At 52.7% G+C, this 22,069-nt stretch carries 18 protein-coding genes; 16 read left to right on the forward strand and 2 right to left on the reverse strand.

All coding sequences use genetic code 11. The features are described from left to right. Positions 1 to 84: 84 nt before the first annotated feature. The 8 genes from HOLDEFILI_RS02285 to HOLDEFILI_RS02315 all read left to right on the forward strand — a co-directional run bounded on the left by HOLDEFILI_RS02285 (position 85) and on the right by HOLDEFILI_RS02315 (position 9,043). On the forward strand, positions 85 to 1,275 hold the full coding sequence (locus HOLDEFILI_RS02285; RefSeq protein ID WP_006057749.1) for a hypothetical protein: 1,191 nt from the start codon (positions 85 to 87) through the stop codon (positions 1,273 to 1,275). A gap of 167 nt (positions 1,276 to 1,442) precedes the next feature. Beyond that, positions 1,443 to 2,018 carry a Crp/Fnr family transcriptional regulator gene (locus tag HOLDEFILI_RS02290; protein WP_006057750.1) on the forward strand — a complete coding sequence of 192 codons (576 nt, stop codon included), beginning with the start codon at positions 1,443 to 1,445 and terminating at the stop codon, positions 2,016 to 2,018. Continuing rightward, entirely contained in the window at positions 1,966 to 2,100 is a 135-nt protein-coding gene (locus HOLDEFILI_RS20470) for a helix-turn-helix domain-containing protein (RefSeq protein WP_083787553.1), read from the forward strand. Before HOLDEFILI_RS02290 ends, HOLDEFILI_RS20470 begins: the two co-directional genes overlap by 53 nt. 102 nt (positions 2,101 to 2,202) lie before the next feature. Then, positions 2,203 to 3,291, forward strand: coding sequence for a BMP family ABC transporter substrate-binding protein (locus HOLDEFILI_RS02295; protein ID WP_039863710.1), 1,089 nt, complete (start codon positions 2,203 to 2,205; stop codon positions 3,289 to 3,291). A 43-nt stretch (positions 3,292 to 3,334) separates the two neighbouring features. Next, entirely contained in the window at positions 3,335 to 4,858 is a 1,524-nt protein-coding gene (locus HOLDEFILI_RS02300; RefSeq protein ID WP_006057752.1) for an ABC transporter ATP-binding protein, read from the forward strand. Then, entirely contained in the window at positions 4,842 to 5,915 is a 1,074-nt protein-coding gene (locus HOLDEFILI_RS02305; RefSeq protein WP_006057753.1) for an ABC transporter permease, read from the forward strand. The genes HOLDEFILI_RS02300 and HOLDEFILI_RS02305 overlap by 17 nt, the downstream gene beginning before the upstream one ends. Further along, a complete protein-coding gene (locus HOLDEFILI_RS02310; RefSeq protein ID WP_039863757.1) occupies positions 5,905 to 6,813 on the forward strand; it encodes an ABC transporter permease in 909 nt (302 codons plus the stop codon). Before HOLDEFILI_RS02305 ends, HOLDEFILI_RS02310 begins: the two co-directional genes overlap by 11 nt. A gap of 10 nt (positions 6,814 to 6,823) precedes the next feature. After that, positions 6,824 to 9,043, forward strand: a complete 2,220-nt coding sequence (locus HOLDEFILI_RS02315) for a CehA/McbA family metallohydrolase (RefSeq protein ID WP_039863711.1) — start codon at positions 6,824 to 6,826, stop codon at positions 9,041 to 9,043. Positions 9,044 to 9,269: 226 nt separating this feature from the next. Here the strand turns inward: HOLDEFILI_RS02315 and HOLDEFILI_RS02320 are convergent, their stop codons facing one another. Beyond that, entirely contained in the window at positions 9,270 to 9,725 is a 456-nt protein-coding gene (locus tag HOLDEFILI_RS02320; protein WP_006057756.1) for a DUF1307 domain-containing protein, read from the reverse strand. 281 nt (positions 9,726 to 10,006) lie between these two features. Here HOLDEFILI_RS02320 and HOLDEFILI_RS02325 point away from each other — a divergent pair, with 281 nt between their 5' ends. Further along, complete coding sequence (locus HOLDEFILI_RS02325; RefSeq protein ID WP_006057758.1) at positions 10,007 to 10,597, forward strand: TetR/AcrR family transcriptional regulator; 591 nt, start codon at positions 10,007 to 10,009, stop codon at positions 10,595 to 10,597. A gap of 139 nt (positions 10,598 to 10,736) precedes the next feature. After that, positions 10,737 to 12,509 (forward strand): FAD-dependent oxidoreductase, encoded by a 1,773-nt coding sequence (locus tag HOLDEFILI_RS02330; protein WP_039863712.1) that lies wholly within the window; start codon positions 10,737 to 10,739, stop codon positions 12,507 to 12,509. Between the two features lie 513 nt (positions 12,510 to 13,022). Here the strand turns inward: HOLDEFILI_RS02330 and HOLDEFILI_RS02335 are convergent. Beyond that, complete coding sequence (locus tag HOLDEFILI_RS02335; protein ID WP_006057761.1) at positions 13,023 to 13,952, reverse strand: aldo/keto reductase; 930 nt, start codon at positions 13,950 to 13,952, stop codon at positions 13,023 to 13,025. A gap of 352 nt (positions 13,953 to 14,304) precedes the next feature. Between HOLDEFILI_RS02335 and HOLDEFILI_RS02340 the strand changes: the two genes are divergently transcribed. The 6 genes from HOLDEFILI_RS02340 to HOLDEFILI_RS02365 all read left to right on the forward strand — a co-directional run. Beyond that, positions 14,305 to 14,586, forward strand: a complete 282-nt coding sequence (locus HOLDEFILI_RS02340) for a co-chaperone GroES (RefSeq protein ID WP_006057763.1) — start codon at positions 14,305 to 14,307, stop codon at positions 14,584 to 14,586. A gap of 29 nt (positions 14,587 to 14,615) precedes the next feature. Beyond that, complete coding sequence (gene groL, locus HOLDEFILI_RS02345; protein ID WP_006057764.1) at positions 14,616 to 16,238, forward strand: chaperonin GroEL; 1,623 nt, start codon at positions 14,616 to 14,618, stop codon at positions 16,236 to 16,238. A gap of 175 nt (positions 16,239 to 16,413) precedes the next feature. Continuing rightward, positions 16,414 to 17,859, forward strand: coding sequence for an MATE family efflux transporter (locus tag HOLDEFILI_RS02350; protein WP_039863713.1), 1,446 nt, complete (start codon positions 16,414 to 16,416; stop codon positions 17,857 to 17,859). Between the two features lie 29 nt (positions 17,860 to 17,888). Then, the gene (locus HOLDEFILI_RS02355) at positions 17,889 to 19,031 is read left to right on the forward strand and encodes a diaminopropionate ammonia-lyase (protein WP_039863714.1); all 1,143 of its coding nucleotides are present in this window, start codon (positions 17,889 to 17,891) and stop codon (positions 19,029 to 19,031) included. After that, positions 19,028 to 19,741, forward strand: a complete 714-nt coding sequence (locus HOLDEFILI_RS02360; protein WP_006057767.1) for a hypothetical protein — start codon at positions 19,028 to 19,030, stop codon at positions 19,739 to 19,741. Before HOLDEFILI_RS02355 ends, HOLDEFILI_RS02360 begins: the two co-directional genes overlap by 4 nt. A gap of 58 nt (positions 19,742 to 19,799) precedes the next feature. Next, positions 19,800 to 22,069: ATP-binding cassette domain-containing protein (locus HOLDEFILI_RS02365; protein ID WP_006057768.1), on the forward strand; the 2,270-nt coding region annotated here is incomplete at its 3' end.

A 22,069-nucleotide genomic window follows, 5' to 3' on the forward strand; every position in this document is an offset into this window, starting at 1 on the left:
GTCGGAACCGAAAGGGTTTGAATTCAGGGATATTCAGGCGACGGCGTAAATCATGTTTTTCTTGTCCAGCCGCAAACCGGGAAAATGTTCACGGTCGCCGAGGCGAAGAACGAATACTATCAAAGTTTGGAAGAGGCGGCAATGCAGGGGATCGATCAGCCTGTGGCGTTTGACAACGAAGTGCGCGAAGCCCGGGGTTCATCCAAGGATCCGGGCGCGTCGTTAACTCATTTTGGAACTGCGCTGGAAATACAGGGAAATGCCGTCATGATCAGCGCCAATGGAAAACAGATCCAGCAGCTGAATCCGGAAACCGGTTTGATCGAAGAATGTTATGTTTTATCACGGTCGCGTTATCCGGAAGGCAGGATTGTTAAGATTCAAAATAACGGCGGACGGTTGTTTGCGGATATCTCCTGGCGCAAAGCAGACAGATTGACTTCAACGACGCTGATTTTGGATTCTGCGACATTCGAAGTGACGGCGGAATTCAACGACGTCGGCAACTATACCGTAAATCAAGATCAGATGATCGTCGCGCAAAGGTCCGATTGGAGTGCGCCGGAGGAATACTGGCTGATCCATTTAGCGACGCAAAACAAAGTGAAATTGTTTGACAGTGCATCGTTGAATCCTGAAGGAAATTATAACTTTTATGTAAGCAGTCTGGCTTATGATGAAACCAAAAATTGTCTGTGGCTGACCGCAGGTTATGCGAACGAAAGCTATTTATATCAGTATTCTCTTGATGACCAAACGCTGCGGCTGCGGGCGCGGCCGGATCAGCTGAATACCTGGAACGAACAAAGCTTTATGCTTTTTCCGACCGCGGATTCCCAATTTGTGCTGGGGTTGTGGCAGGCTGAGGATATGGTAGGGGATAATTTCGACATTTATGAATTTGACGGAAATCATGCGGAGTTGATCGCCAAGGACCTGCCATCCTGGGGGGATATCCACTTAACCGAAAATGGCGCGTTCACCGCGGAATATTCGCAATGGGATTGGAATCAGCCGTATCAGGATATCAATTCAGCGTCATATCGGGAATATTCGACAATTTATTACCGCAGCGGCGAGCAAAAGGAAGAACTGTTGCAGCTGGACAGCTCGTCCGTTCAGATGGCCTATCTCCCTGCTTCGCGGAAGCTGTGGCTGCGGGCGCGGGAAGAGTCGGTAGAATATCCGCAGGAATTGTGGATTACGTATCTATTTGATTTAGATTCCGGCGAGTTGCGGAAAGTAAACGAGGAAAGCTTTAATATCTATGAGTAGGCAGAAAGGAATGAGATCTATTCTTTAAGCTTCCGTGACGTCATATCAATCAGAGAACGCGTTGGAAGGTTTCATCCCGAAAAGCGGAAGCTTTCTCAAGGAAATCATTTTCAGCTCAGCTAAAATACGCTATAATCTTTACCAGAGAGTGGAAAGAGGTGATCGCGATGCTAAGTTTTGAGAAAGTGTTGGAAGCCATTCCTGAACGGGTGCAGATGCGGCTGGTTCCCGTCACGTTTGAACCCGGCGAGACGATCATTGAAAAAGGCGCGCCGGTGACCTGCGGCTACATTTTTACCGAAGGGGTACTTGACGTTCAAAGCGTCAATACGCGCGGTATCGCTTATACCTATGTCACGAATTATGAAGCCCGCTTTGTCGGCCTGATGGAAATTTTCTCCGATCACCATCGCTACTGCTGCACGCTGAAAGTGGACGAGCGCTGCCGCGGCTACCGCATCACCAGGGAAGATTTATTTATTCTGTTGTCCGACTGTGACCCCTTCAAAGAATATCTGATCTGTTATTGGGCGAATCAGTTTTATGAATCCTCGATCAATGAATCCCGCTATCCGACCAACTCGATGAACATTAAGCTGATCGACTATCTGCTGCGGCTGTGCGACGCGTTGAAACCCAGCGGCGACGTAATCCGCATCAAGATCAAGCGGGAGGGAACTGGCCGCTTTTATGGGCTGTTCCCGCCGGACGGTTTACCGGCTTCTGAGTCAGTTCAAGAATGAGGGGCTGATTGGTAAGGAAGGGAACACACTGACGATTACCAGCGACCAGAGAAAACGCTTACAAAAGAAACGTGAAGAATAATATGAAATATATCAAAAGTGACATTTGTCACTTTTTTTGTAGGCTTTTCCATGATATAAAACTACTGTATTTGTAAGCGTTATGCTTACCAGGAGGGAAAAGATGAAAAAGTTAGGACTTCTCTGTACCGCCGCACTGCTGACTTTGTCGCTGGCAGCCTGCTCAGGCAATGGTGGCAAACAAGGCGGCACAGACAACAACGGAGGCACAGCCAATACCGGCGACAAGCAGCTGAAAGTGGCGATCGTTCTGTCCACCGGGGGACTGGGCGATAAGAACTTCAACGACATGTCATACGACGGTCTGACCCAGGCTAAAGCCGATTTCGGAATTGATTTCCAGTATGTTGAACCAGAATCAGCCAGTGATTTTGAAGCAGGCTACCGCCAGTTTGCGGATGCCGGCGTCTATGATTTAATCATCGGTCTGGCGACCGATCAGAACGATGCGCTGACCGCGGTTCAGGCGGATTATCCGGATCAGAAATTCTCAATCATCGATTCGTCAATCGAATTGCCGAATGTCAGCGCGGTTTCCACAAAGTGGCAGGAACAGACATTCCTGTGTGGTGTTTACGCGGGTTTAGGCACGCTGTCCGAGATGCCGAAAGCCAATGCGGACAACGTTGTCGGCGTTATCCTGGGCATGGACAACCCGAATCTGCGTTCCGGCGTTGTCGGCTTTGAAGCAGGCGTAAAGTATGTCAATCCAGAATGCGAAGTCCTGACGGCAACCGTCGGCAGCTTCAACGATTCCGATAAGGGAAAGAACATCGCGATGTCGATGTACAACAAGGGCGCGGATTTCATCCAGCACATTGCCGGAGCTTCCGGACTGGGCGTCTTCAATGCCGCGAAAGAAGCTGACCGCTATGCGTTCGGCGTCGGCGGAAACCAGAACGCGATCGAACCGGATTATATCCCGGCAACCTCGATCCGCAACGTCAACGAAATGGTCTACAATGAAGTCAAGGCTTTAGTTGAAGGCACATGGACCGAAGGCGTTAAGATCAGCGGCTTAAAGGAAGAAGCGGTCGGCTATTCCAATGAATTCTCCAACGTTGAAGTCCCTGAAGATATCGCGGCGGCGATTGCGGATATCAAAGCCAAGATTCAGAGCGGCGAACTGGTCATCTGTGAAACAGAAGGTGAACTGGACAGCTGGGTATCTTCCAATCAGTATACAAAATAAGCTGAAAACAAGTTAATTTTGTAAAAAGAAAAAGGAGGAAACAATGAACAGTGTAGAAATGATCGATATTGTTAAGCAATATCCATTAGTGCGAGCTGTTGATCATGTTTCCTTTTCTTTAGGTCAGGGAGAGATTCATTCCCTGCTGGGAGAAAATGGAGCCGGCAAATCGACGCTGATGAAAATCCTCTACGGCATGACTGTGCCGGATGAGGGAGAAATCCGTGTTAACGGCGAGCCGGTCAAGATCAAGAGCCCGAAAGACGCGATCCGGCTGGGGATCGGCATGGTGCACCAGCATTTCATGCTTTCCCCGGTGATGAGCGTTACTGAAAATATCATCGTCAACCACGAGCCGCGCAAAGGCTGGCTGATCGACGAGAAGAAGGCCGAGCAGGAGATTCAGGCACTGATCGACCGCTTTCACTTCAATATCAATGCCAAAGCCAAGGTTCAGGAATTATCCGTCGGCGAGCAGCAGCGCGTTGAGATCCTCAAGGCGATCTACCGCGGCGCCAATATTTTAATCCTGGACGAACCGACGGCCGTGCTTACGCCGCAGGAAGTCGAAGAACTGTTCGTCATCATGCGGAATCTGAAAAAGGATAACAAGTCGATTATCATCATCACGCACAAGCTGAAGGAGACGCTGGCGATCGCCGACCGGATTTCCGTTCTGCGCGATGGGAAAATGGTCGAATCCGGCCTGCCTCTGGGCAACGTGACAACCAGCGATCTGGCTAAAATGATGGTCGGCCGCGACGTTGAACTGAACGTGCGCCGGGAAAATACGAACATGGGCGAGGAGTTTTTCCGGATTCAGGATTTACAGCTGAGCGAGCGCGGCGTGCAGGTGCTTAAAGGGATCTCCTTGTCAATCCGCAAGGGCGAAATCCTCGGCGTCGCCGGCATTGAAGGCAACGGCCAGACCGAACTGATCGAAGTCCTGACCGGTCTGCGCAAAGCCGATTCCGGCACGATGACGATGGGAACGGAAGCGATTCGCGGAGATGCCCACGCCTTCTTAAAGCATAAGATCGGACACATCCCGGAGGATCGTCTGAGCCGTGGTTTAGTCGCGGAAATGTCGATTGAAGACAATCTGATTTTAGGCTATCATGACGAACCGCAGTTTCTCAAACAGGGACTGCTCCAGAAAAAGAATATTCAGAGCTACGCCGAGGAAGCGGTCGGCGAATACATGATCAAGACGCCGAATGCGCGCGAACTTGTTTCCTCGCTCTCCGGCGGCAACCAGCAGAAGGTGGTTATCGCCCGGGTGTTCAAGCAGAACCCGGACGTGCTGATCGTTGCCCAGCCGACCCGCGGAGTCGACGTCGGCGCGATGGAGTATATTCACCATCAGCTGCTGCGCTTACGCGACGAGGGTAAAGCGATTCTGTTAATTTCAGCGGATCTCGATGAAGTCCGCTCGCTGTCCGACCGGATCGCCGTGATTTACGACGGCCGGATCGTCAGCGTTCAGCAGGCCGAGGACACCGACGAGCTGTCGCTGGGCCTGTTGATGACCGGAGGGAAGGAGGAGCACCATGAGCAAGCTGTCTAACCGGCTGATGAAAACCAGTCCGATCGTGATCTCGCTGGTGTCCTTCGTCCTGGCGATTCTGGTCAGCTGCGTGATCATGCTGCTGTGCGGCTATGATCCGATCTTCGCCTATTCTGTCATTATCGAAGGCTCGCTCGGTTCCGTGCGTTCCTTGACCAACACCTTGATTCAGGCGACGCCGCTGATCTTTACGGGTCTGGCGTTTATGGTCGGCAAGAAAGCGACGCTGATCAACCTCGGCGTCGAAGGGCAGATGTATACGGGCGCGATGGTTGCGGCGTTGGTCGGCATGACGCCGCTGCCGCTGCCGGGCATCCTGCATCTTTTCCTGGCGCTGGTCTGCGGCGTGATCGGCGGCGGTCTGGCCGGCGCGCTGATCGGCTTTCTGAAAGTCCGGTTCGGATCCAATGAAGTTATTACGACGACGATGACCAATTTCATCATCATCAATTTCTGCGATTATTTAGTCAACTATCCGTTAAAAGCCGAGGGGGCGGTCGCACAGACGAATAAAATCGTCGACGGCGCGCTGTTAGGCAAAATGATTCCGGGTTATCAGCTGACCTGGGCGATCGTGATCGCGGTGCTCGCGGCCCTGATCGTGAAATTCGTGCTGGAAAAGACCCGCTTCGGTTATGAAGTCCGGGCGGTCGGCTTAAACATGAAGGCTGCGGAAACGGCCGGCATCAAGGTCGGCGGCGTCATGATGAAAGCGATGCTGTTCAGCGGCGCGCTGGCCGGTCTGTGCGGCGCGGTGCATGTCACCAGCGTCGGCAAGCGCTTCATCAGCGGCTTTTCGCCGGGATACGGCTTCAGCGGTATCTCCGTCGCGGCCTTGGCCAGCGATTCACCGTTAGGCATCATTCTGGCGGGCATCATCTTCGGCGCTTTAAAAACCGGTGCGATGTATCTGAACATGATGAGCCAGATTCCGACGGAGTTTGTCAGCGTCATTCAGGCATTGGTCGTTATCTTTGTTTCCGCGCCGCTTTTGATCCGGGCCTTGATCGGCGCGGACCGCAAACCGAAGAAGGGAGGACGCAGCCATGCTGAATAATATCACAGGCATTCTGAGCACGATGTTCTCCATGTCCATCCCGCTGATTCTGGCGGCGCTGGGCGGTGTGTATTCCGTGCGCAGCGGCATCATGGCGCTGGGCCTTGAAAGTATGATTCTGACCGGCGCGTTTACGGCTGCCGTCGGTTCGTTCTATTCCGGCAGCGCCTGGATCGGTCTGTTGTGCGGGATCTTGGGCGGCATGATCTTCGGATTATGCCACGGCCTTCTGTGCATCCGCTATAAGGTCAATCAGGTCATCAGCGGCATCGGCCTGAATCTGTTAGCCACGGCGGCGTCTACGCTGCTGATGCAGATCATCTGGGGCAACAAGGGCAATTCCGAAGCCGTCGCTTCTGTCAACACCAAGCTGACGTTCTTAAAGGATATTCCGGTGCTCGGCGATATTTTCAGCCGCCAGTCAGTGCTGCTGATCTTCACGATCCTCGTGTGCATCGCCAGCTGGTTTATCTTATTTAAAACGCCGTTCGGCCTGCGTTTGCGGATGGTCGGTGAAAACCCGAAGGCTGCCAGCAGTATGGGTATTCCGGTCCGGCGGATGAAGTATATCGGCGTGTTGGTCTGCGGTGCGCTGGCCGGTCTGGCCGGGGCGTATCTGTCGATCGACAGCCTGAATATGTTCGTGCGCGATATGTCCGCCAGCCGCGGCTACATCGCAATTGCGATCGCTATCCTGTCGCGTTACAATCCGCTGAACGTCCTGTTATGCGGCTCACTGTTCGCGCTGTGCGACGCGGTTCAGATTTATGTCCAGGGCTACGGCATTCCGTCGCAGCTGGTTCAAATGATCCCGTACATCGTCACCCTGCTGGTTCTGGCGTTTGGCGTCAAGAACATTCAGCCGCCTGCCGGTGTTGGTAAATATGAAGACGAATAAAGGAGGAACTATGGAACATTTCAAGAGTACGTCCGTTGAAATCACGGATATCTGGCAGAGCAGCTGCCAGTACCCGGATGTCACGGTCAACAGTAAGAACGAAGTCTTTGCGGTCTGGGAAAAATATCTCGATCACACCGAGGTGATCCGGTTCGCGCAGATGATCGATCGTCATCCGCACAATGAGGTCCAGATCTCCGGCTCAGGCTTAGCGCTGCGGCCAAGCCTGCATACGTTCAACGACCGCGTGATCACCGCCTGGTCGGAATTTGAGAATGGCGTGTGGAAGCTGTGCGTCCGCGAATACCAGGACGGTGTGTTCGGCGCGATCCAGGTGATCGACGAGGGCGAAGCACTGTTCTATCCTTCCGTTAAAGACGACGGAACCCATCCGGTCGTCGTATACAACCGTCAGGGCGTCGGCTTCAGCGATACGATCGTCGCTACGCTGGGCGAAACAGTGACGCTGGAAAAGGTCAACACGGCGGTGAAGACGTATCGTCCATGCTTTGATCATGACGGCAAAGGCCATTGCTTTGTCGCTTATGATCTGTATAACGGCGTGAACTATGACGTCGTCGTGCGCGTTAAGATCGACGGGCAGTGGAGCGAGGAAGTCAAGCTGAATCAGACGGCGATTTACAGCACGCATCCGGTCATGACCCGGGTCGGCCAGAAGGTCACGATCGCCTGGTATGAAAACGGCAAGCACTGTTATTTCAGCAACAACGTGATCGACGTGGAAGTAAAAGACGGCCAGGTTGTCACGTCCCATTACGCGGTGCTGACGGAAAACCGCAACTGGTACAACAACATCGACATCACGGCGAACACCCAGGGCTATACGGTGGTCACCTATACCTGGGGAAAATACAACGCGATCGTGCGCGTGCGTGATTTAGAAGGCGTCTGGTCGGAACCGGTCGTCATTACCTACAACGACAGCCAGTGCGCCGTGCGTCCGCATATCGCGCTGGATGAAAGCAATGTTCTGCATTATATCTGGCAGTTCGGCAACAAGAACGGCCACATGCACCGTTACGCGTCGATCGTCTACAACGAAGTCGCGCTGGACGTCCTGCCGCAGTTCTATGATTTAGAGATCGAGAAGAAGATCGATCAGTTCGTGCAGCCGATCCCGGCGGAAAAAGCGCTGGACAGCCGCAGCGAAGAAGAAGTCGCGGCCTGGCTGAAGAAGAACGGCTATGAGAATCTGACGCTGACCTTCGGCGATATTCACGGCCAGTCCAACCTGTCCGACGCGCTGGGCGAGATTGATCAATATTATCACTACGCGATCAAGGACGCCAACATGGATTTCTGCGCACTGACCGATCATGACGATTATCCGGATATCGCGACGGATTCCGAATGGGAATGGAACCGCACGACGCGCAATCTGTTCAACGGAGAAAAGAACTTCGCCGTGCTGTTGGCCTATGAATGGACATCCAACGAATACAAGCATGACTTCGGACACAAGAACGTTTATTATCCGTCCAGCACCGGCGGTCTGTACCGCAGTACCGATCCGGAAGGCAACAACCCGACAGTTCTGTTCGCGAGCATCAAGAAGGACGGCGGTCAGTGCATTCCGCATCATCCGGCAGCCAACTGGGGCCTGGTATCCGCGGCGACGGACTGGGATTATCATGATCCGGAAGTGCAGCGCGTCGTTGAAATTTTCTCGCGCCACGCCGACTATGAGAAATTTGAAAACCAGTCGAAGTACACAAAGAACATCATGAAATTTGAACGCCACTGCGCTCAGGACGCGCTGGCCCGGGGTTATCATTTGGGCTTTATCGCCGGTTCTGACTCGCACCAGATGGAGCATGGCATCGAAGGCGGAATCTTGGGCGCCTTCGTTCCGACGCTGACCAGCGAAAACGTCTGGAACGCGATCTACAACCGCTTCACGTATGGCACCAGCGGCGCCCGGATTCTGGCTTCGCTGAAGATCGGCAGTCATCACATGGGTGAAGAAATCATGATCCCGGCCGGGGAAGCAGTCAAATTGGACGTCAGCGTGCTGGCGGTCAACGAGATCCGCACGGTTCAGATTATTAAGAACAACGAAGTGTTGGTTGAGATGGAAGGCTGCGGCTGTGCGATGGACTTCACCGTAGAGGACAGCGAGCGCGGGGAAGAAGACTTCTATTACCTGCGCGTTGAACAGATCGACGATCACTGCGCCTGGTGTTCGCCAATCTGGGTTACCCGCGGATAAGGCTTCACAAAGCAGGCGGAAAGCAGAGTTCGGGAGGCATAAAAGCTGGATTTCCCTTTACCACCGGCAGAAAACAGCATCACAGACAGAATAAGAACAAATCAAGTACGAGCAGTCCGGCCTGATCCGCCGATCCTGCTCGTTTTGTTTTCTATTATAAAAAAACGGAGAAAGTCTTCCCCAAAGGGCGGCCTTCTCCGCTTTATTAAATTGTGAATTCGTCTGTTTATTTACAGTCGAAGCCCTGATCCTTCATATCCTGAACGACCTTGTCAAAGCTCATGTCTGTGTTGGAAAAATCAAAGCCCAGATTCTTCAATGTATCCGGATCGGCTTCTTTCAGGTTCATTTCAATGGTGGCGATGATCGTGTCTTGAATTTCAACCGTTGTCTTCACGCCCTTCATGTCTTCCGAGATTCCCGACTGGGACAAGATGGCGTCGATCATCTGTGCTTTTTCTTCTTCCGTGATCGTTGCGAAGTCAATGTTGCCGAACATCGCTTTGTCATAAATCATCTTCAGAGAAAGAACGGTGATTTCATTGTTTTCTGCCTTTAAATCATAAGTAGCCGTCATCAAGCCTTCCTGCGTATAGCTGCAGGACGCATTTTCGGTTTTCGGTGTGCTGGAACAGCCGGCGATCAAGAAACACGCCAGAACAGTAGTAATAATTTTCTTCATTTTTCCTCCGTGTGCGGAATATCCGCAATCTTACAGTTTTCCGTCTCCATCCTCGCCTTCGGCAAGTCCCTGATTCTGATCAAAGCGGAATACTGCTTCCTGTATTATAAACGATAAACAAAAATTTTTGTATTCCAAAATAGGAATCCGTGATTTTTGGCGAGTTCATTGATTTTCATAAAATGACTTCAATAAAAACAAGAATTATTGATCAGCAGACATCCTCGGCCTGCAGGCAGCGCTGTAAAAGTGATATAATAAACGCATAAAGGGGAATCACTATGGGAAACGCAGAAAAACAAACCAAGCAAAAAATTATGACGATCGCCAGGGAACATTTTTCACGTTACGGATATGCCGGAACCAATCTGGAAGCGATCGGAAAAGAAGCGGGATTAACCCGCGGACCGCTTTATTATTATTTTAAGAACAAAAAAGAATTATATCAGACGGTTATAGAACAGGAGAAGGAAACGGTTATCGGGCAATACCAGGAAATCTTTGAACAACCTTGTTCAATCTTTGAGAAGCTGGAAAGAGATATTATTTTCTGTTCTTCCACGCCGTCACTGCTGCAAAAGATCGGTTTTGGGGGACAGGGGGAACCGGAGATTCCGATTCAGGATTACTCGGAAAAGATCTATTCCCTGAAAAAAGAAGCATTCCGCCAGGCTCAGCAGATCGGAGAATTGCGCGCGGATGCCGATCTGGAAGAAATGCTTTGTTTTCTTTATATTTACGTCTATGGAATTACTGAGCTGCGCAAGACGGAAAGCTCCGGTTGGATTTTAAAGCGGCGGACACTGCCTCAGGACGCCCGCCTGTTTGTCGAAATCTTTGCCGCGCGGTATGGGACGGAAGCACGGGAATAACGCATAAATTTTATAAAGAAATCAACCTGAAAACCGATCGTAATGATGGGTTTTCTTTTAGACTTGTTAAAAATTATGCACAGATGTATAATTGTGATAAAGAAAACATGCATGAATGCATGTGAAGGAGGGAAAAGAAATGAAGAAGCTGATTTGTCTGCTTCTGGCATCGCTGCTGTGTCTGGCAGGATGCTCTACCACGCCGAAAGCACCGGCCGCAGAGGGCGAAAGCTTGTTTAAGGCGGGAACCTATACGGGGGTTGGCGACGGGCGCAACGGACCGATCACCGTTGAGATGACCTTTACAGCCGGCGCGATCGAATCGATCACGGTCAAAGAACATACGGAAACGGCGGGTATCTGTGATCCGGCGATTGAAAAAATCCCGGGCGCAGTCGTTGAAAGTCAGAGCCTAGGTGTTGATACCGTCGCCGGAGCGACATTGACCAGTGATGGTATTTTGAAAGCCATTGAAGACTGCGTTGTGCAGGCGGGCGGCGATGTTGAAAAGCTCAAAGCCGCAACAGAAAAAACGCCTCAGGCCAAAACGGAGGAAAGCCGTTCAACGGATGTCGTCGTTGTCGGTTCAGGCATCACCGGAATGTCCGCGGCGCTCAGCGCGAAAGAAGCGGGTGCAGATGTCGTCGTCATTGAAAAACAGGCGACCACCGGCGGAACGACCGCGATCGCGGGCGGGTATTTAATCAGTATCGACTCCAAGCTTTACGACGACAGTGACTTTGATGATTCGCTGGAAACCTTCCGGAAATACTGGGATGAGCGGATGAGCTATTCCGGGCAGGAATCGGGATATCCGGATGAGGAACGGTGGGAAGCTATTGTATCCAAGACCGGCGAAACCGTTGACTGGCTGCAGGAAAAGGGCGTGACGTGGGAAGCCTTCACCGGCTTCGGACCGTATCCGACAGCGCACAATCCGGCAGGCGGACGCGGTTTGATCGACGAGATGGTCAAGATCGCCGAAGCTCAGGGCATTGAGGTCATTACGGAATGCAAGGGTGAGAAACTGGTGCTGGACGATCAGGGAGCGGTCGTCGGCATCGTTGCGGAAACCTCTGACAAGGTGATTACGTTCAACACCGCAAGCGTTGTTCTGGCGACTGGCGGGATCTCCGCAAACGCGGAAATGGTAAAGCAATATTCGCCGAAGGTCGACAAAGCCGGAACGATTTCTGTCGCGGCGGCCGGCTCAACCGGCGATGGCCTGACGATGGCGCTGGAAGCGGGCGCCGTGCCGTTTGATTCGTTCTTTACTTCAATCTGCGCGACGACAGTGGACCCGGCGTTGGCCAGTCAGGTGGCGGATGCATCGAAGCTGACGACAAACAAGCAGCTGGGTGTAAATGCGAAGGGTGAACGGTTTGCCAGCGAAGCCGCGGTTTACTTTGACGCTTTGGGTTCGGATATGATTCAGGATGGCAATGCACCGTTTTACTACATTTATGATTCTTCTGACGCGGAGATCGCGAAGATCCTGGAACAAGGCGCAACTGCGGGCGCAGTAGTCAAAGCGGATACGATCGAAGCTTTGGCCGAAGGCATGAAAGTCGACGCCGCAACCTTAAAAGCAACCTATGACCGCTACCAGGAACAGGTTGCTGCGGGGAAAGACGAAGATTTCGGCAAAGCTGCAGAAAATCTGACATCGCTGGAAACCGCGCCATATTATGCCGTTGTTTTCTATCCGACGACGTTTGGTTCACAGGGCGGCGTTCTGACCAGCGAAACCGGTCAGGTGCTCAACCAGGCCAAGGAAGCGATTCCGGGGCTGTATGCTGCGGGTGAAATGAGCAACCGTTACTTCTACAATGAGAATTATGTTTTGGCCGCTTCATTGGGCCTGTACGCAACGACCGGCCGGATTGCCGGCGCGGCTGCGGCTGCGAAATAGTGCGCAGTCTGAGAATTCAGAGAAAACAAAGTTTTTTAGAAATACAAACGGGTCAGGACGTCACATCGGCCTGAATCAATCCTGAATGCTTGAGAAAATGATAACAGAAACAAGGGCGGCGCAGACCGCAGGGTTCAATCCCTGTCGGTTCGCCGCTCTTTCATAATCGGTGAACCAACAGAGGCTTGATTTTTGCCCGCAGCCGCAGAGGAAAGAAGCTGGGGTGAACAGAAAATTAGTTAAAACTAACAGAAAGGTGAAAAAAATGCGGGTATTTTGCCTGCAAATTCTCTTTAGGAGTTCAACTAAATGTAATTTACCATAGATATCAAGCTTCAATAATTGAAAGTTACAATAAGTTATCACGGTATTCCCTATCATGAATAAGAAGACAAGGACGTATCAGGGAAACGATCAAAGAACATCCCAATCGATGACAGAATGGCAAAGCAAGACTCAGATAAAAACCCGCCGGTTCTTGTCAGCGGGTTTCTGAGCGTTGATTTTTGAGTTTTAACACGATTTTAGCTTGGCATACAGCGCCTCGTCCAGACAAGCGCTGCCGGCTTCCGCGTTGGCCTTCGCCTGAGCCGGTGATTTTGCGCCGGGAATGACGACCGGACAAACTGGATGAGACAGGATATAGCGCAGACTGGTCTGGATCAGGTTGTCCTTCCCGGCCGCTTCGATTACGCGGTCCAGCCGGTCCATTTTCTGCAGATAGACTTCCCGCGCACTGCCGCCTTCGTTAAACGGCGTGCGGATGGTGTCGGTGAAATGTGTTTCGCGGTTGTAGTGTCCGGATAAAATTCCCTGTGCCAGCGGTCCGCGCACGAGCACGCCGATGTTGTTTTCCAGGCAGTAGTCCAGCATGCCGTTGGTTTCCGGTGTCTTGTTGATCAGCGAATAATCCAGCTCGACCACCTCGCAGGTACCGCGCCGGTTGAATTCTTTCAGCACGTCCAGATGATCGGTCGAGATGCCGTAATGCCGCACCTGTCCGCGCCGTTTCAGCTCCTCGAAGCCATCCAGCCACGGATCCACTTCCTCCGGCTTCAAATCATTGAGATGACACAGCGCAACGTCGAGATAGTTCGTCTGAAGACGGAATAAAGAAGCGTGGCAAGCTTCGATCACGATATCGGCGCAGGTAAACTGCATTTCGCCGCCGAAACGCTTGGCCCAATTGCCGAATTTTGAGATCAGCACGACATTTTCGCGGATTCCGTCCAGCGCCCGGCCGAGCCGTTCTTCCGAGCATCCTCCGGGAATGCCGTAAGCGTCGGCGGTATCGAAGACGGTAATGCCGCTATGATAAGCGGCGAGGATCGTATCTAAAACTTGATGATCATCCAGTTCACCCCATTGATTGCCAATGTTCCAGGTTCCCATGCCTACCGCGGAAACCTCCATGCCAGTTTTTCCAAATTTTCTTTTCAGCATTGTTATCCTCCTGTTTTTTCCTATTATATCATATCCCGTGCCGTCCTCGACCGGCCGCTTTCGAAATTAAACCGGTCTCCTTCTCTAATCCAGGAGGACGCCCAGCGAAGACTGTCATTGTGATTTTTAAACGCTTCAATTCCATGGTAGAAAGCTGAGTTTGGATCAGGCTGTCAAAATCACCAAGGATTCGCTCCTGTTTACCGTTAGAATAAAGCAGCCGGGAAAAAAATCAGAATTTCTTGCAGAAAGTCGCGAAGAAGTGTTGACAAAGAAGCTTGGCAGACTATAATAATAAGTGCTAGCACTGATGAGATAAGAGTGCTAAAATGAGCGATAAGGAGGAATTACGATGATTAGACCATGTAATGATTTTGTGCTCTTAGAGAAAGAAAAGGCAGAAGAAAAAACCGCCAGCGGAATTATCCTGACGGACAAAAACACTGAGAAACCAACCGTAGGCAAGGTTCTGGCAGTCAATAACGGCCATGAAGTCGACGGCAAGCATGTCGAATGCTGCGTCAAAGTCAACGACCGCGTCATTTATGAAAAGTACGGCGGAACCGAAGTCAAGATCGACGGACAGGAATATCTGTTAGTTCCGGAATCCAAGATCATGGCGGTTATTGAATAACAACAAACATTAAAAGGAGGAATGAGAATATGGCAAAGGAAGTCCGTTTTTCTAAAGATGCCCGCGTGGCGATGATGAAGGGCGTCGATACACTGGCCGATGCGGTCAAGATCACGCTGGGTCCGAAAGGCCGCAATGTCGTTCTGGAAAGAAGCTATGGTTCACCGTTAATCACCAACGACGGCGTAACGATCGCAAAGGAAATTGACTGCGAAGATAAGATTGAAAACATGGGCGCGAAGCTGGTGCTGGAAGTTGCTTCCAAGACCAACGATACCGCCGGCGACGGCACAACGACCGCGACGCTGCTGGCGCAGTCGATGATTCACAAAGGCATGAGCAGCGTGGAAAAGGGAACCAACCCGGTCCTGATGAGAAGCGGTATGGAAAAAGCGGCGAAGTTCATTGCGGACAAGCTGCTGGAACAGACGCATAAGGTAGAAACGAACCAGGATATCGCTCAGGTTGCCGCGATTTCTTCCGGTTCTCAGGAAGTCGGCGAAATCATTGCGCAGGCGATGGAAAAGGTCGGCCGCGAGGGTGTTATCACCGTTGACGAATCAAACGGTTTTGAAACGGAGCTGGAAACCGTTGAAGGCTTACAGTATGACAAGGGCTTCATCAGCCCGTACATGGTATCCAACCGTGAAAAGAACGAAGCGGTGCTGGATAACCCGTATATCTTAGTTACCGATCAGAAGATCAACACGATCCAGGAAGTCCTGCCGCTGTTGGAAAAGATCGTCCAGACCAACAAGCCGCTGCTGATCATCGCTGACGATATCGATCAGGAAGTTGTTGCGACGCTGGTTCTGAACAAACTGCGCGGCACGTTCAACGTTGTCTGCACGAAAGCGCCAAGCTTCGGCGACAACCAGAAAGCAATGCTGGAAGATATCGCGATCGTGACCGGCGCGAAGTATTTTGCCAAGGATCTGGCGATGGAGCTGAAAGACGGCGAAATCGAAGACCTTGGTCATGCGAACCGCGTTGTCGTCAAGAAGGATGACACGACGATTGTCGGCGGTACCGGCGATAAGGAAAAACTGAACGAACGGATCGCGGAACTGAAGCTGCAGATTGAAAACACGACTCAGGAATACGATAAGAAGCGTCTGAACGAACGGCTGGCGAAGCTGACGACGGGCGTGGCGATCGTCAAGGTCGGCGCAGCGACAGAAAGTGAAATGAAGGAAAAGAAACTGCGGATCGAAGATGCTTTGAACGCGACAAAAGCGGCAGTCGTTGAAGGCATCGTTATCGGCGGCGGCGCGGCTTTGGCTTCAATCTATCGTGAATACCGCGATGAGCTGAAGGGTGAAACTCCGGATGAACAGAAGGGCATCAGCGCTGTCTTTGAGGCAATCCTGAAGCCGCTGTATCAGATTGCGGAAAATGCCGGCTATGACGGTGATCAGATTGTTTCCCGTCAGCTGACGGAAGGCAAGAACGTCGGCTTCGACGCCAAGAAGGGCGAATGGGTCGATATGTTTGAAGCCGGAATCGTAGATCCGACGAAGGTTACCCGCAACGCACTGCTGAACGCGGCATCCATCTCGGCACTGTTTATCACGACAGAAGCAGCGGTCGCAGAATTACCGGAAAAGAACGCTCCGGCGGCTCCGGCAATGCCGGACGGCGGCATGTACTAAGCCGAAATTCTCAATCTTAACTCTGTGTTTTAAGGGCAGACAGCACAATCCCCCAGTGCTGTCTGCTTTTTTGTTTTTCAGCTTGACGGCGGCTTGAGCCTTGGTTCTGAATGAAAGCGATTTCTGCACAGGATAGTTCATGGTATAATAAATAAAAATGGGGAGGACAGAACAGATGGCAGGGGGAAACGCACAGCTGGCTTTAGACCGTGTTGAAGCTGGCGAGAGCTTGGCAATATCAAAGAAACACACGGCGCTGCCGCCGGGATTGACGCGCGGCATGTTGATGAAGGATGTACTTCGAATCGCCGGCCCATCGTTTGTCGAACTGACGCTGACGCAGCTGACGTCGATGGCGGATCTGATGATGGTCGGTCAGCTGGGGGCGTGGGCAATCACGGCGGTCGGCTTAACGACGCAGCCGAAATTTTTAATGATGACAATGTTCATGGCGATGAACGTCGGGGCGACGGCGCTCGTCGCCCGCTACAAAGGCGCGGAGCAGCCGGCAAAGGCGAATGAAGCGGTGCGGCAGGCGCTCATGCTGACGCTGGTGATGTCCATTGCCGCTTCGGTTGTCGGCTTTCTCTTTTCGGAAACGATGGTCCGGTTTATGGGGGCTACGGAAGAACTAAGCTTGACCAACGGTACGGTTTACTTACAAATTCAAATGGCCGGCTTTGTGCTGATGGCGCTGACCACCACGATCACAGCGGTACTGCGCGGCGTCGGTGATTCCAAGACAGCGATGAAATACAACGTCGCGGCCAACGTGATCAATATCATTCTTAACTGGATCTTAATTTACGGGAATCTCGGTTTTCCCAAGATGGGCGTTGCCGGCGCGTCGTTAGCGACGGTGATCGGCCAGACGGCGGCCTTCTTCATGGCGGGCTGGGCGTTGATGAAAAAAGGCGGCTATCTCGAATTCAATCTGCGTGAAAAGTTTAAGCCTGATCGGGAAATCCTCACGAATATTTTTGCGATCGGTCTGCCGGCGATGGTCGAGCAGCTGTTTATGCGCTTTGGCGTGATCCTGTATTCCAAGACTGTCGCTTCATTAGGCACGGTCGCGTTTGCGACGCATAACGTCTGTATGAACATCCAGGCGCTTTCCTTTATGATCGGTCAGGGCTTCGCGGTGTCCTCGACATCGCTGGTCGGCCAGTCGTTAGGGAAAAAACGAACCGATATGGCGCACCATTACGGCAAGGTCAGCCAACAGATCGGGATTGGTTTTTCGCTGGTGCTGGCGCTGATCTTCTTTGTGATCGGCGGTCCGATCGTGTCCCTTTACAGCAACGAGCCGGAAGTCATTGAGCAGGGTACGCGGATCTTGATGTTTCTGGCGCTGATCCAGCCGTTTCAGGCTACGCAGTTTATCCTCGCCGGTGTCCTGCGCGGGGCGGGGGATACGAAAACTACCGCCGTGGTTATCTTTGTCACAACGTTGATCGTGCGCCCGCTGCTGGCGATGCTGACGGTGTACGAGCTGCATTGGGGCTTGTACGGCGCCTGGATCGCGCTGGTCGCGGATCAGCTGCTAAGAACGCTGTTAATCTGGCTGCGGTACCGCGGCGGCCAATGGCAGCTGATGAAGCTGAAAGGCGAAGCGGCATAAACTGGAAGAACGGAAAAAGGAGAAAACACATGGATAAAATTCAAATGGCAAAGGGGAAATTGGCGCGGGGACCGCTGCCGGCCATGTTCAATTCAGAACAATACCGACAGGTCGAGGCCTTTCATCAGACGTTGAAGCAATACGCCCCGACGCCGCTGATCAATTTGTCAAAGCTGGCGGAAAAACTGGGGATTCAGGCGATTTTAGTGAAAGACGAATCCCATCGTTTCGGTCTGAACGCTTTCAAGGCTCTGGGCGCGAGCTATGCGGTGCATCGATATCTTGAGCAACATCCTCACACCCAGCCGGTCTTCGTGACGACGACCGACGGCAATCATGGTAAAGGCGTAGCGTGGGCCGCACTGCAGGTCGGCTGCCGGTCAGAAATCTTTATGCCTAAAGGCACGGTCGCCAGCCGCGTGCAGGCGATCGAGGCGCTGGGCAACGCCAAAGTCACCGTGACCGAATGGGGTTATGACGATACCGTGCGCTGGACGCGCGATTACGCACAGCGCAACGGCTATGTTTTAGTGCAGGACACCGTGCTGGAGGATTATCATGAAATTCCCCAGAACATCGTGCTGGGCTATACGACGATGATCCGCGAGGTTGTTCAACAGATTGAGGAACAGGCGCTCGCCAAGCCGACGCATGTCTTTTTACAGGCCGGGGTCGGGTCGATGGCCGGGGGCGTGCTGGGCTGGCTGGCGGATACGTTAAAAGCGGAAATGCCGGTCGCCTCGATCATCGAAGCGACAGACTCCGCCTGTGTCTTCGCTTCCTGTCCGCAGGGAAAGCTGGTCTCGAAAGCCGGTATCACGCCGACGATCATGGCCGGGCTGAACTGCGGGGAAGTCAATCCGGATCTCTTTCCGGTGCTGCGCGATTACGCGGCGTTTTACTTCGCCTGCGCGGATGAAGTCACGGAGGCTGGAATGCGGCAGTACGCTGATCCGCTGGCCGGAGATACCGCGATTGTCGCGGGCGAATCCGGGGCTGTCGGACTGGGACTTCTGTTAAGCTTGTGCCAGGATCGCCAGTATGAAGCGATGAAGCAGGCGTTAGGATTGGATGAACATTCCGTCGTGCTGCTTCTGAATACGGAAGGCGCGACGGATCCTGACGATTACCGGCGTGTTGTCGGCCGCGATCCGCAGACGGTCGGACAATGAACGGGGAGCGGGGGCGGTCGGTTTCAACCGGAGTGATCGCCGCGGTTCTGATCGCGATTGTAGCTTTGAGTATCTTCTTTCAAAACCTGGACATTTTCTTTCCGCAGCTGTTGGAGCCGGATCCGCAGACTCCTCCGCCGGTCGTGCTGGAGCTGCCTTCATTTCTCGACGGCTGTCTGCGCAATGAAGAAAATACTCTGACGATTTATGAGGAAGACGGAATCGTGCATGGGGATCAATTTTATCAATGCGAAATCAACGAGCTGAGCGAAGCGGATGAGATTTTAAAGAAACAAGGACTAGCTTCCATCAACTCACAGGAAATCCATTTTTCAATGTCAATTCAGATCATCCGCGATCCCATTCGAAGACAACAAGTTCTGACTGAGGAAATGATGGACTGGCAGCGGCTCCTGCAATTTGTCGGTTGTTTTTATCACTGCATCCGGCTGACGGAGATTGAAATCACGGAAGACAACATTTTGGATTACGCGGTACCGTTAGATGCCGGGGCCTGGCAGGTCGATCAGATCTATCAAATCGATCAGGAAGTTTTCGGTACCATCGGCGACCGCCTGTTTATGTTTCATATCGCGGACGTGCTGATCCCGCACGAACCTTCGGATGAAGTTGTGCTGCTGGACGTTACGGATCCGCTCATCATCAATAAGATTCGTCCGTTGATCGACATCGAAATTCCGCAGCCATGAGAAAGGACAAAGAGAACCCGAAATTTAGAATCAGAGCAGGATAGAAAGCGGGTGAGTTATGCACAAAATAGAAATCGTTAACGCGCATGAGGGGAATTTGAGAAACGTATCGCTGACGCTGCCGAAGGAGAAATTGATCGTTCTGACCGGGGTGTCGGGTTCCGGCAAGTCGACGTTTCTGATCGACGTCTTGTTCAACGAATGTCAGCGTCAATATCTGGAAGCCATGGGAATGCAGGGAATTCCCAAACCGAAGGTCGACAAAGTCCGCGGGGCGAGTCCGGCGATCGTGATCACCCAGTCCATGGCCAATAAGAACCCGCGCTCCACGGTGGGGACGCAAAGCGATATTTATACGGATCTTCGGATGCTCTATGAGAAATTGCACAGACGAACCTGTCCGCATTGCGGCGCGGTGATCGACGCGGCGGCCTGCAAGGAAGAAACGGAAAAGCACGGCGGGGATTTTCATGTTTTCATGCGCTGTTCCCATTGCGGTGAACGGATGGATAAATTGACCCGCACTGATTTCTCGTTCAATACGAAAGAAGGCGCCTGCCCGGTTTGCGAGGGATTGGGGAAAATTCATACAGTCGATGAAGACCGGATCCTGGATCCGGCGCTTTCTTTAGAGGAAGGCGCCGTCCGCTTCTGGGAAAAACGGTATGGCGAATATGAAATATCGCTGTATTACGCCGCCTGCCGCGCTTGTGGCTTGGATGAACCGCGGCATGTGCCGGTTTGTCAATTCACCGAGCCCCAGCGAATTTTACTATTGGAAGGCGGCGGTAGTCCGCAGTTCTCATCCGCGCTGTCAAAGAACGGCCTGCCGGAATCGGCGGATTCAGGAAAGTTTGAAGGTGTGATGGTCAATCTGCGGCGGCGCTGGGCAGAAAAAGGGGGACAGGCTTGCGCGCTGGACACATATTTTCAGGTCGTGGACTGCCCGGCCTGTCATGGCGAACGTCTGAATCCGTTGAGCGCTCAGGTGACGGTGAAGGGAACCCGGCTGCCGGAATTATCCGGTCTTTCCTTAATCCGCCTGCAGAGCTGGATTGAGGCGCTGGACTCCACGCTGACCGGCGAGGCGCGCCGTCTGGCCGAGGATTATCTGCGCGATATCCGGACGAAGCTGAACCGGCTGATCCGGGTCGGTCTGGGCTATCTGACGCTTGACCGGCAAATCATCACGCTTTCCGGCGGGGAAAGTCAGCGGCTGCGGCTGGCGGCGGCACTGGATCTGGAAATGTCCGGCCTTTTGATCATGTTGGACGAACCGACGGCCGGCCTGCATCCTCAGGATACCGAGGGGCTGATCGCCATTCTGAAACATCTGCGTGATTTGGGGAACACCGTGCTGGTCATCGAACATGATCCGGATGTGATGCGGGCTGCGGATTACCTGGTCGAATTCGGGCCGGGAGCCGGTATTCATGGCGGGAATCTCATCGCCTGTGAAACACCTGAGCAGCTTCAGTCTGATCCGGCGTCCCTGACCGGGCTTTGGCTTGCTGAACCGGCGAAAATCACTTCGCAGCCGAAAACCGCGCAGGGCTGGATCACCATCAAAAATGCCAGTCAGTATAATCTGCGGCATTTTACCGCCGCTTTTCCAACCGGGTGCCTGACCGCGGTAACCGGGCCTTCCGGATCAGGAAAATCCACCCTGGTATTCGAGGTGCTTGCGGATCGCCACGGCGGTGCTGAAATTGCGGGATTGGAACAATTTGAACGAGTGGTAACGATCGAACAAGCCGCGATCACGCGGATGAAGCGCTCCAATGTTGCGACGTACAGCGGTCTTTATACACTGATCCGCAATCTCTTTGCGAAGACCGAGGCGGCCCGTGCTGCGCATTGTCCGGCTTCTCATTTTTCATTCAACACGCCGGGCGGCCGGTGTGAAAACTGCCAGGGCATGGGGTTTGTGGAGAACAACATGTTGTTTTTTGCCAACGTTGAAGTCGTCTGTCCGGTTTGTCATGGCCAGCGTTTTAACGAAACCGTGCTGAACGTCAAATACAACGGCCGTTCGATCAAGGAAGTCTTGGATCTGACGGTGGAAGAAGCCGTGGAATTCTTTGCCGGACAGACTAAATTGATCCGGATGCTGGAGGTGCTGAGGGAAGCGGGCTTAGGCTATCTGCCGCTGGGGCAGCCGCTGACGACGCTATCCGGCGGAGAAGCACAGCGCTTGAAGCTGGCAGCGGAATTGATTGAAAATCACGGCGGGAAGAACCAGCTGTATTTAATGGATGAGCCGACGACCGGTCTGCATCCGGCGGATATCGGACACTTCCTGAAGCTGCTTCTGCGCTTGCGGGATGC

It is taken from the genome of Holdemania filiformis DSM 12042 (assembly GCF_000157995.1).
Taxonomy (GTDB): domain Bacteria; phylum Bacillota_I; class Bacilli_A; order Erysipelotrichales; family Erysipelotrichaceae; genus Holdemania; species Holdemania filiformis.

Bases quoted from the DNA above. Each gene is read 5' to 3' on its own strand.
- HOLDEFILI_RS02285 (WP_006057749.1), top strand. From the start codon at position 85: ATGTTCACGGTCGCCGAGGCGAAGAACGAATACTATCAAAGTTTGGAA.
- HOLDEFILI_RS02290 (WP_006057750.1), top strand. From the start codon at position 1,443: ATGCTAAGTTTTGAGAAAGTGTTGGAAGCCATTCCTGAACGGGTGCAG.
- HOLDEFILI_RS20470 (WP_083787553.1), top strand. From the start codon at position 1,966: ATGGGCTGTTCCCGCCGGACGGTTTACCGGCTTCTGAGTCAGTTCAAG.
- HOLDEFILI_RS02295 (WP_039863710.1), top strand. From the start codon at position 2,203: ATGAAAAAGTTAGGACTTCTCTGTACCGCCGCACTGCTGACTTTGTCG.
- HOLDEFILI_RS02300 (WP_006057752.1), top strand. From the start codon at position 3,335: ATGAACAGTGTAGAAATGATCGATATTGTTAAGCAATATCCATTAGTG.
- HOLDEFILI_RS02305 (WP_006057753.1), top strand. From the start codon at position 4,842: ATGAGCAAGCTGTCTAACCGGCTGATGAAAACCAGTCCGATCGTGATC.
- HOLDEFILI_RS02310 (WP_039863757.1), top strand. From the start codon at position 5,905: ATGCTGAATAATATCACAGGCATTCTGAGCACGATGTTCTCCATGTCC.
- HOLDEFILI_RS02315 (WP_039863711.1), top strand. From the start codon at position 6,824: ATGGAACATTTCAAGAGTACGTCCGTTGAAATCACGGATATCTGGCAG.
- HOLDEFILI_RS02320 (WP_006057756.1), bottom strand. From the start codon at position 9,725: ATGAAGAAAATTATTACTACTGTTCTGGCGTGTTTCTTGATCGCCGGC.
- HOLDEFILI_RS02325 (WP_006057758.1), top strand. From the start codon at position 10,007: ATGGGAAACGCAGAAAAACAAACCAAGCAAAAAATTATGACGATCGCC.
- HOLDEFILI_RS02330 (WP_039863712.1), top strand. From the start codon at position 10,737: ATGAAGAAGCTGATTTGTCTGCTTCTGGCATCGCTGCTGTGTCTGGCA.
- HOLDEFILI_RS02335 (WP_006057761.1), bottom strand. From the start codon at position 13,952: ATGCTGAAAAGAAAATTTGGAAAAACTGGCATGGAGGTTTCCGCGGTA.
- HOLDEFILI_RS02340 (WP_006057763.1), top strand. From the start codon at position 14,305: ATGATTAGACCATGTAATGATTTTGTGCTCTTAGAGAAAGAAAAGGCA.
- groL (WP_006057764.1), top strand. From the start codon at position 14,616: ATGGCAAAGGAAGTCCGTTTTTCTAAAGATGCCCGCGTGGCGATGATG.
- HOLDEFILI_RS02350 (WP_039863713.1), top strand. From the start codon at position 16,414: ATGGCAGGGGGAAACGCACAGCTGGCTTTAGACCGTGTTGAAGCTGGC.
- HOLDEFILI_RS02355 (WP_039863714.1), top strand. From the start codon at position 17,889: ATGGATAAAATTCAAATGGCAAAGGGGAAATTGGCGCGGGGACCGCTG.
- HOLDEFILI_RS02360 (WP_006057767.1), top strand. From the start codon at position 19,028: ATGAACGGGGAGCGGGGGCGGTCGGTTTCAACCGGAGTGATCGCCGCG.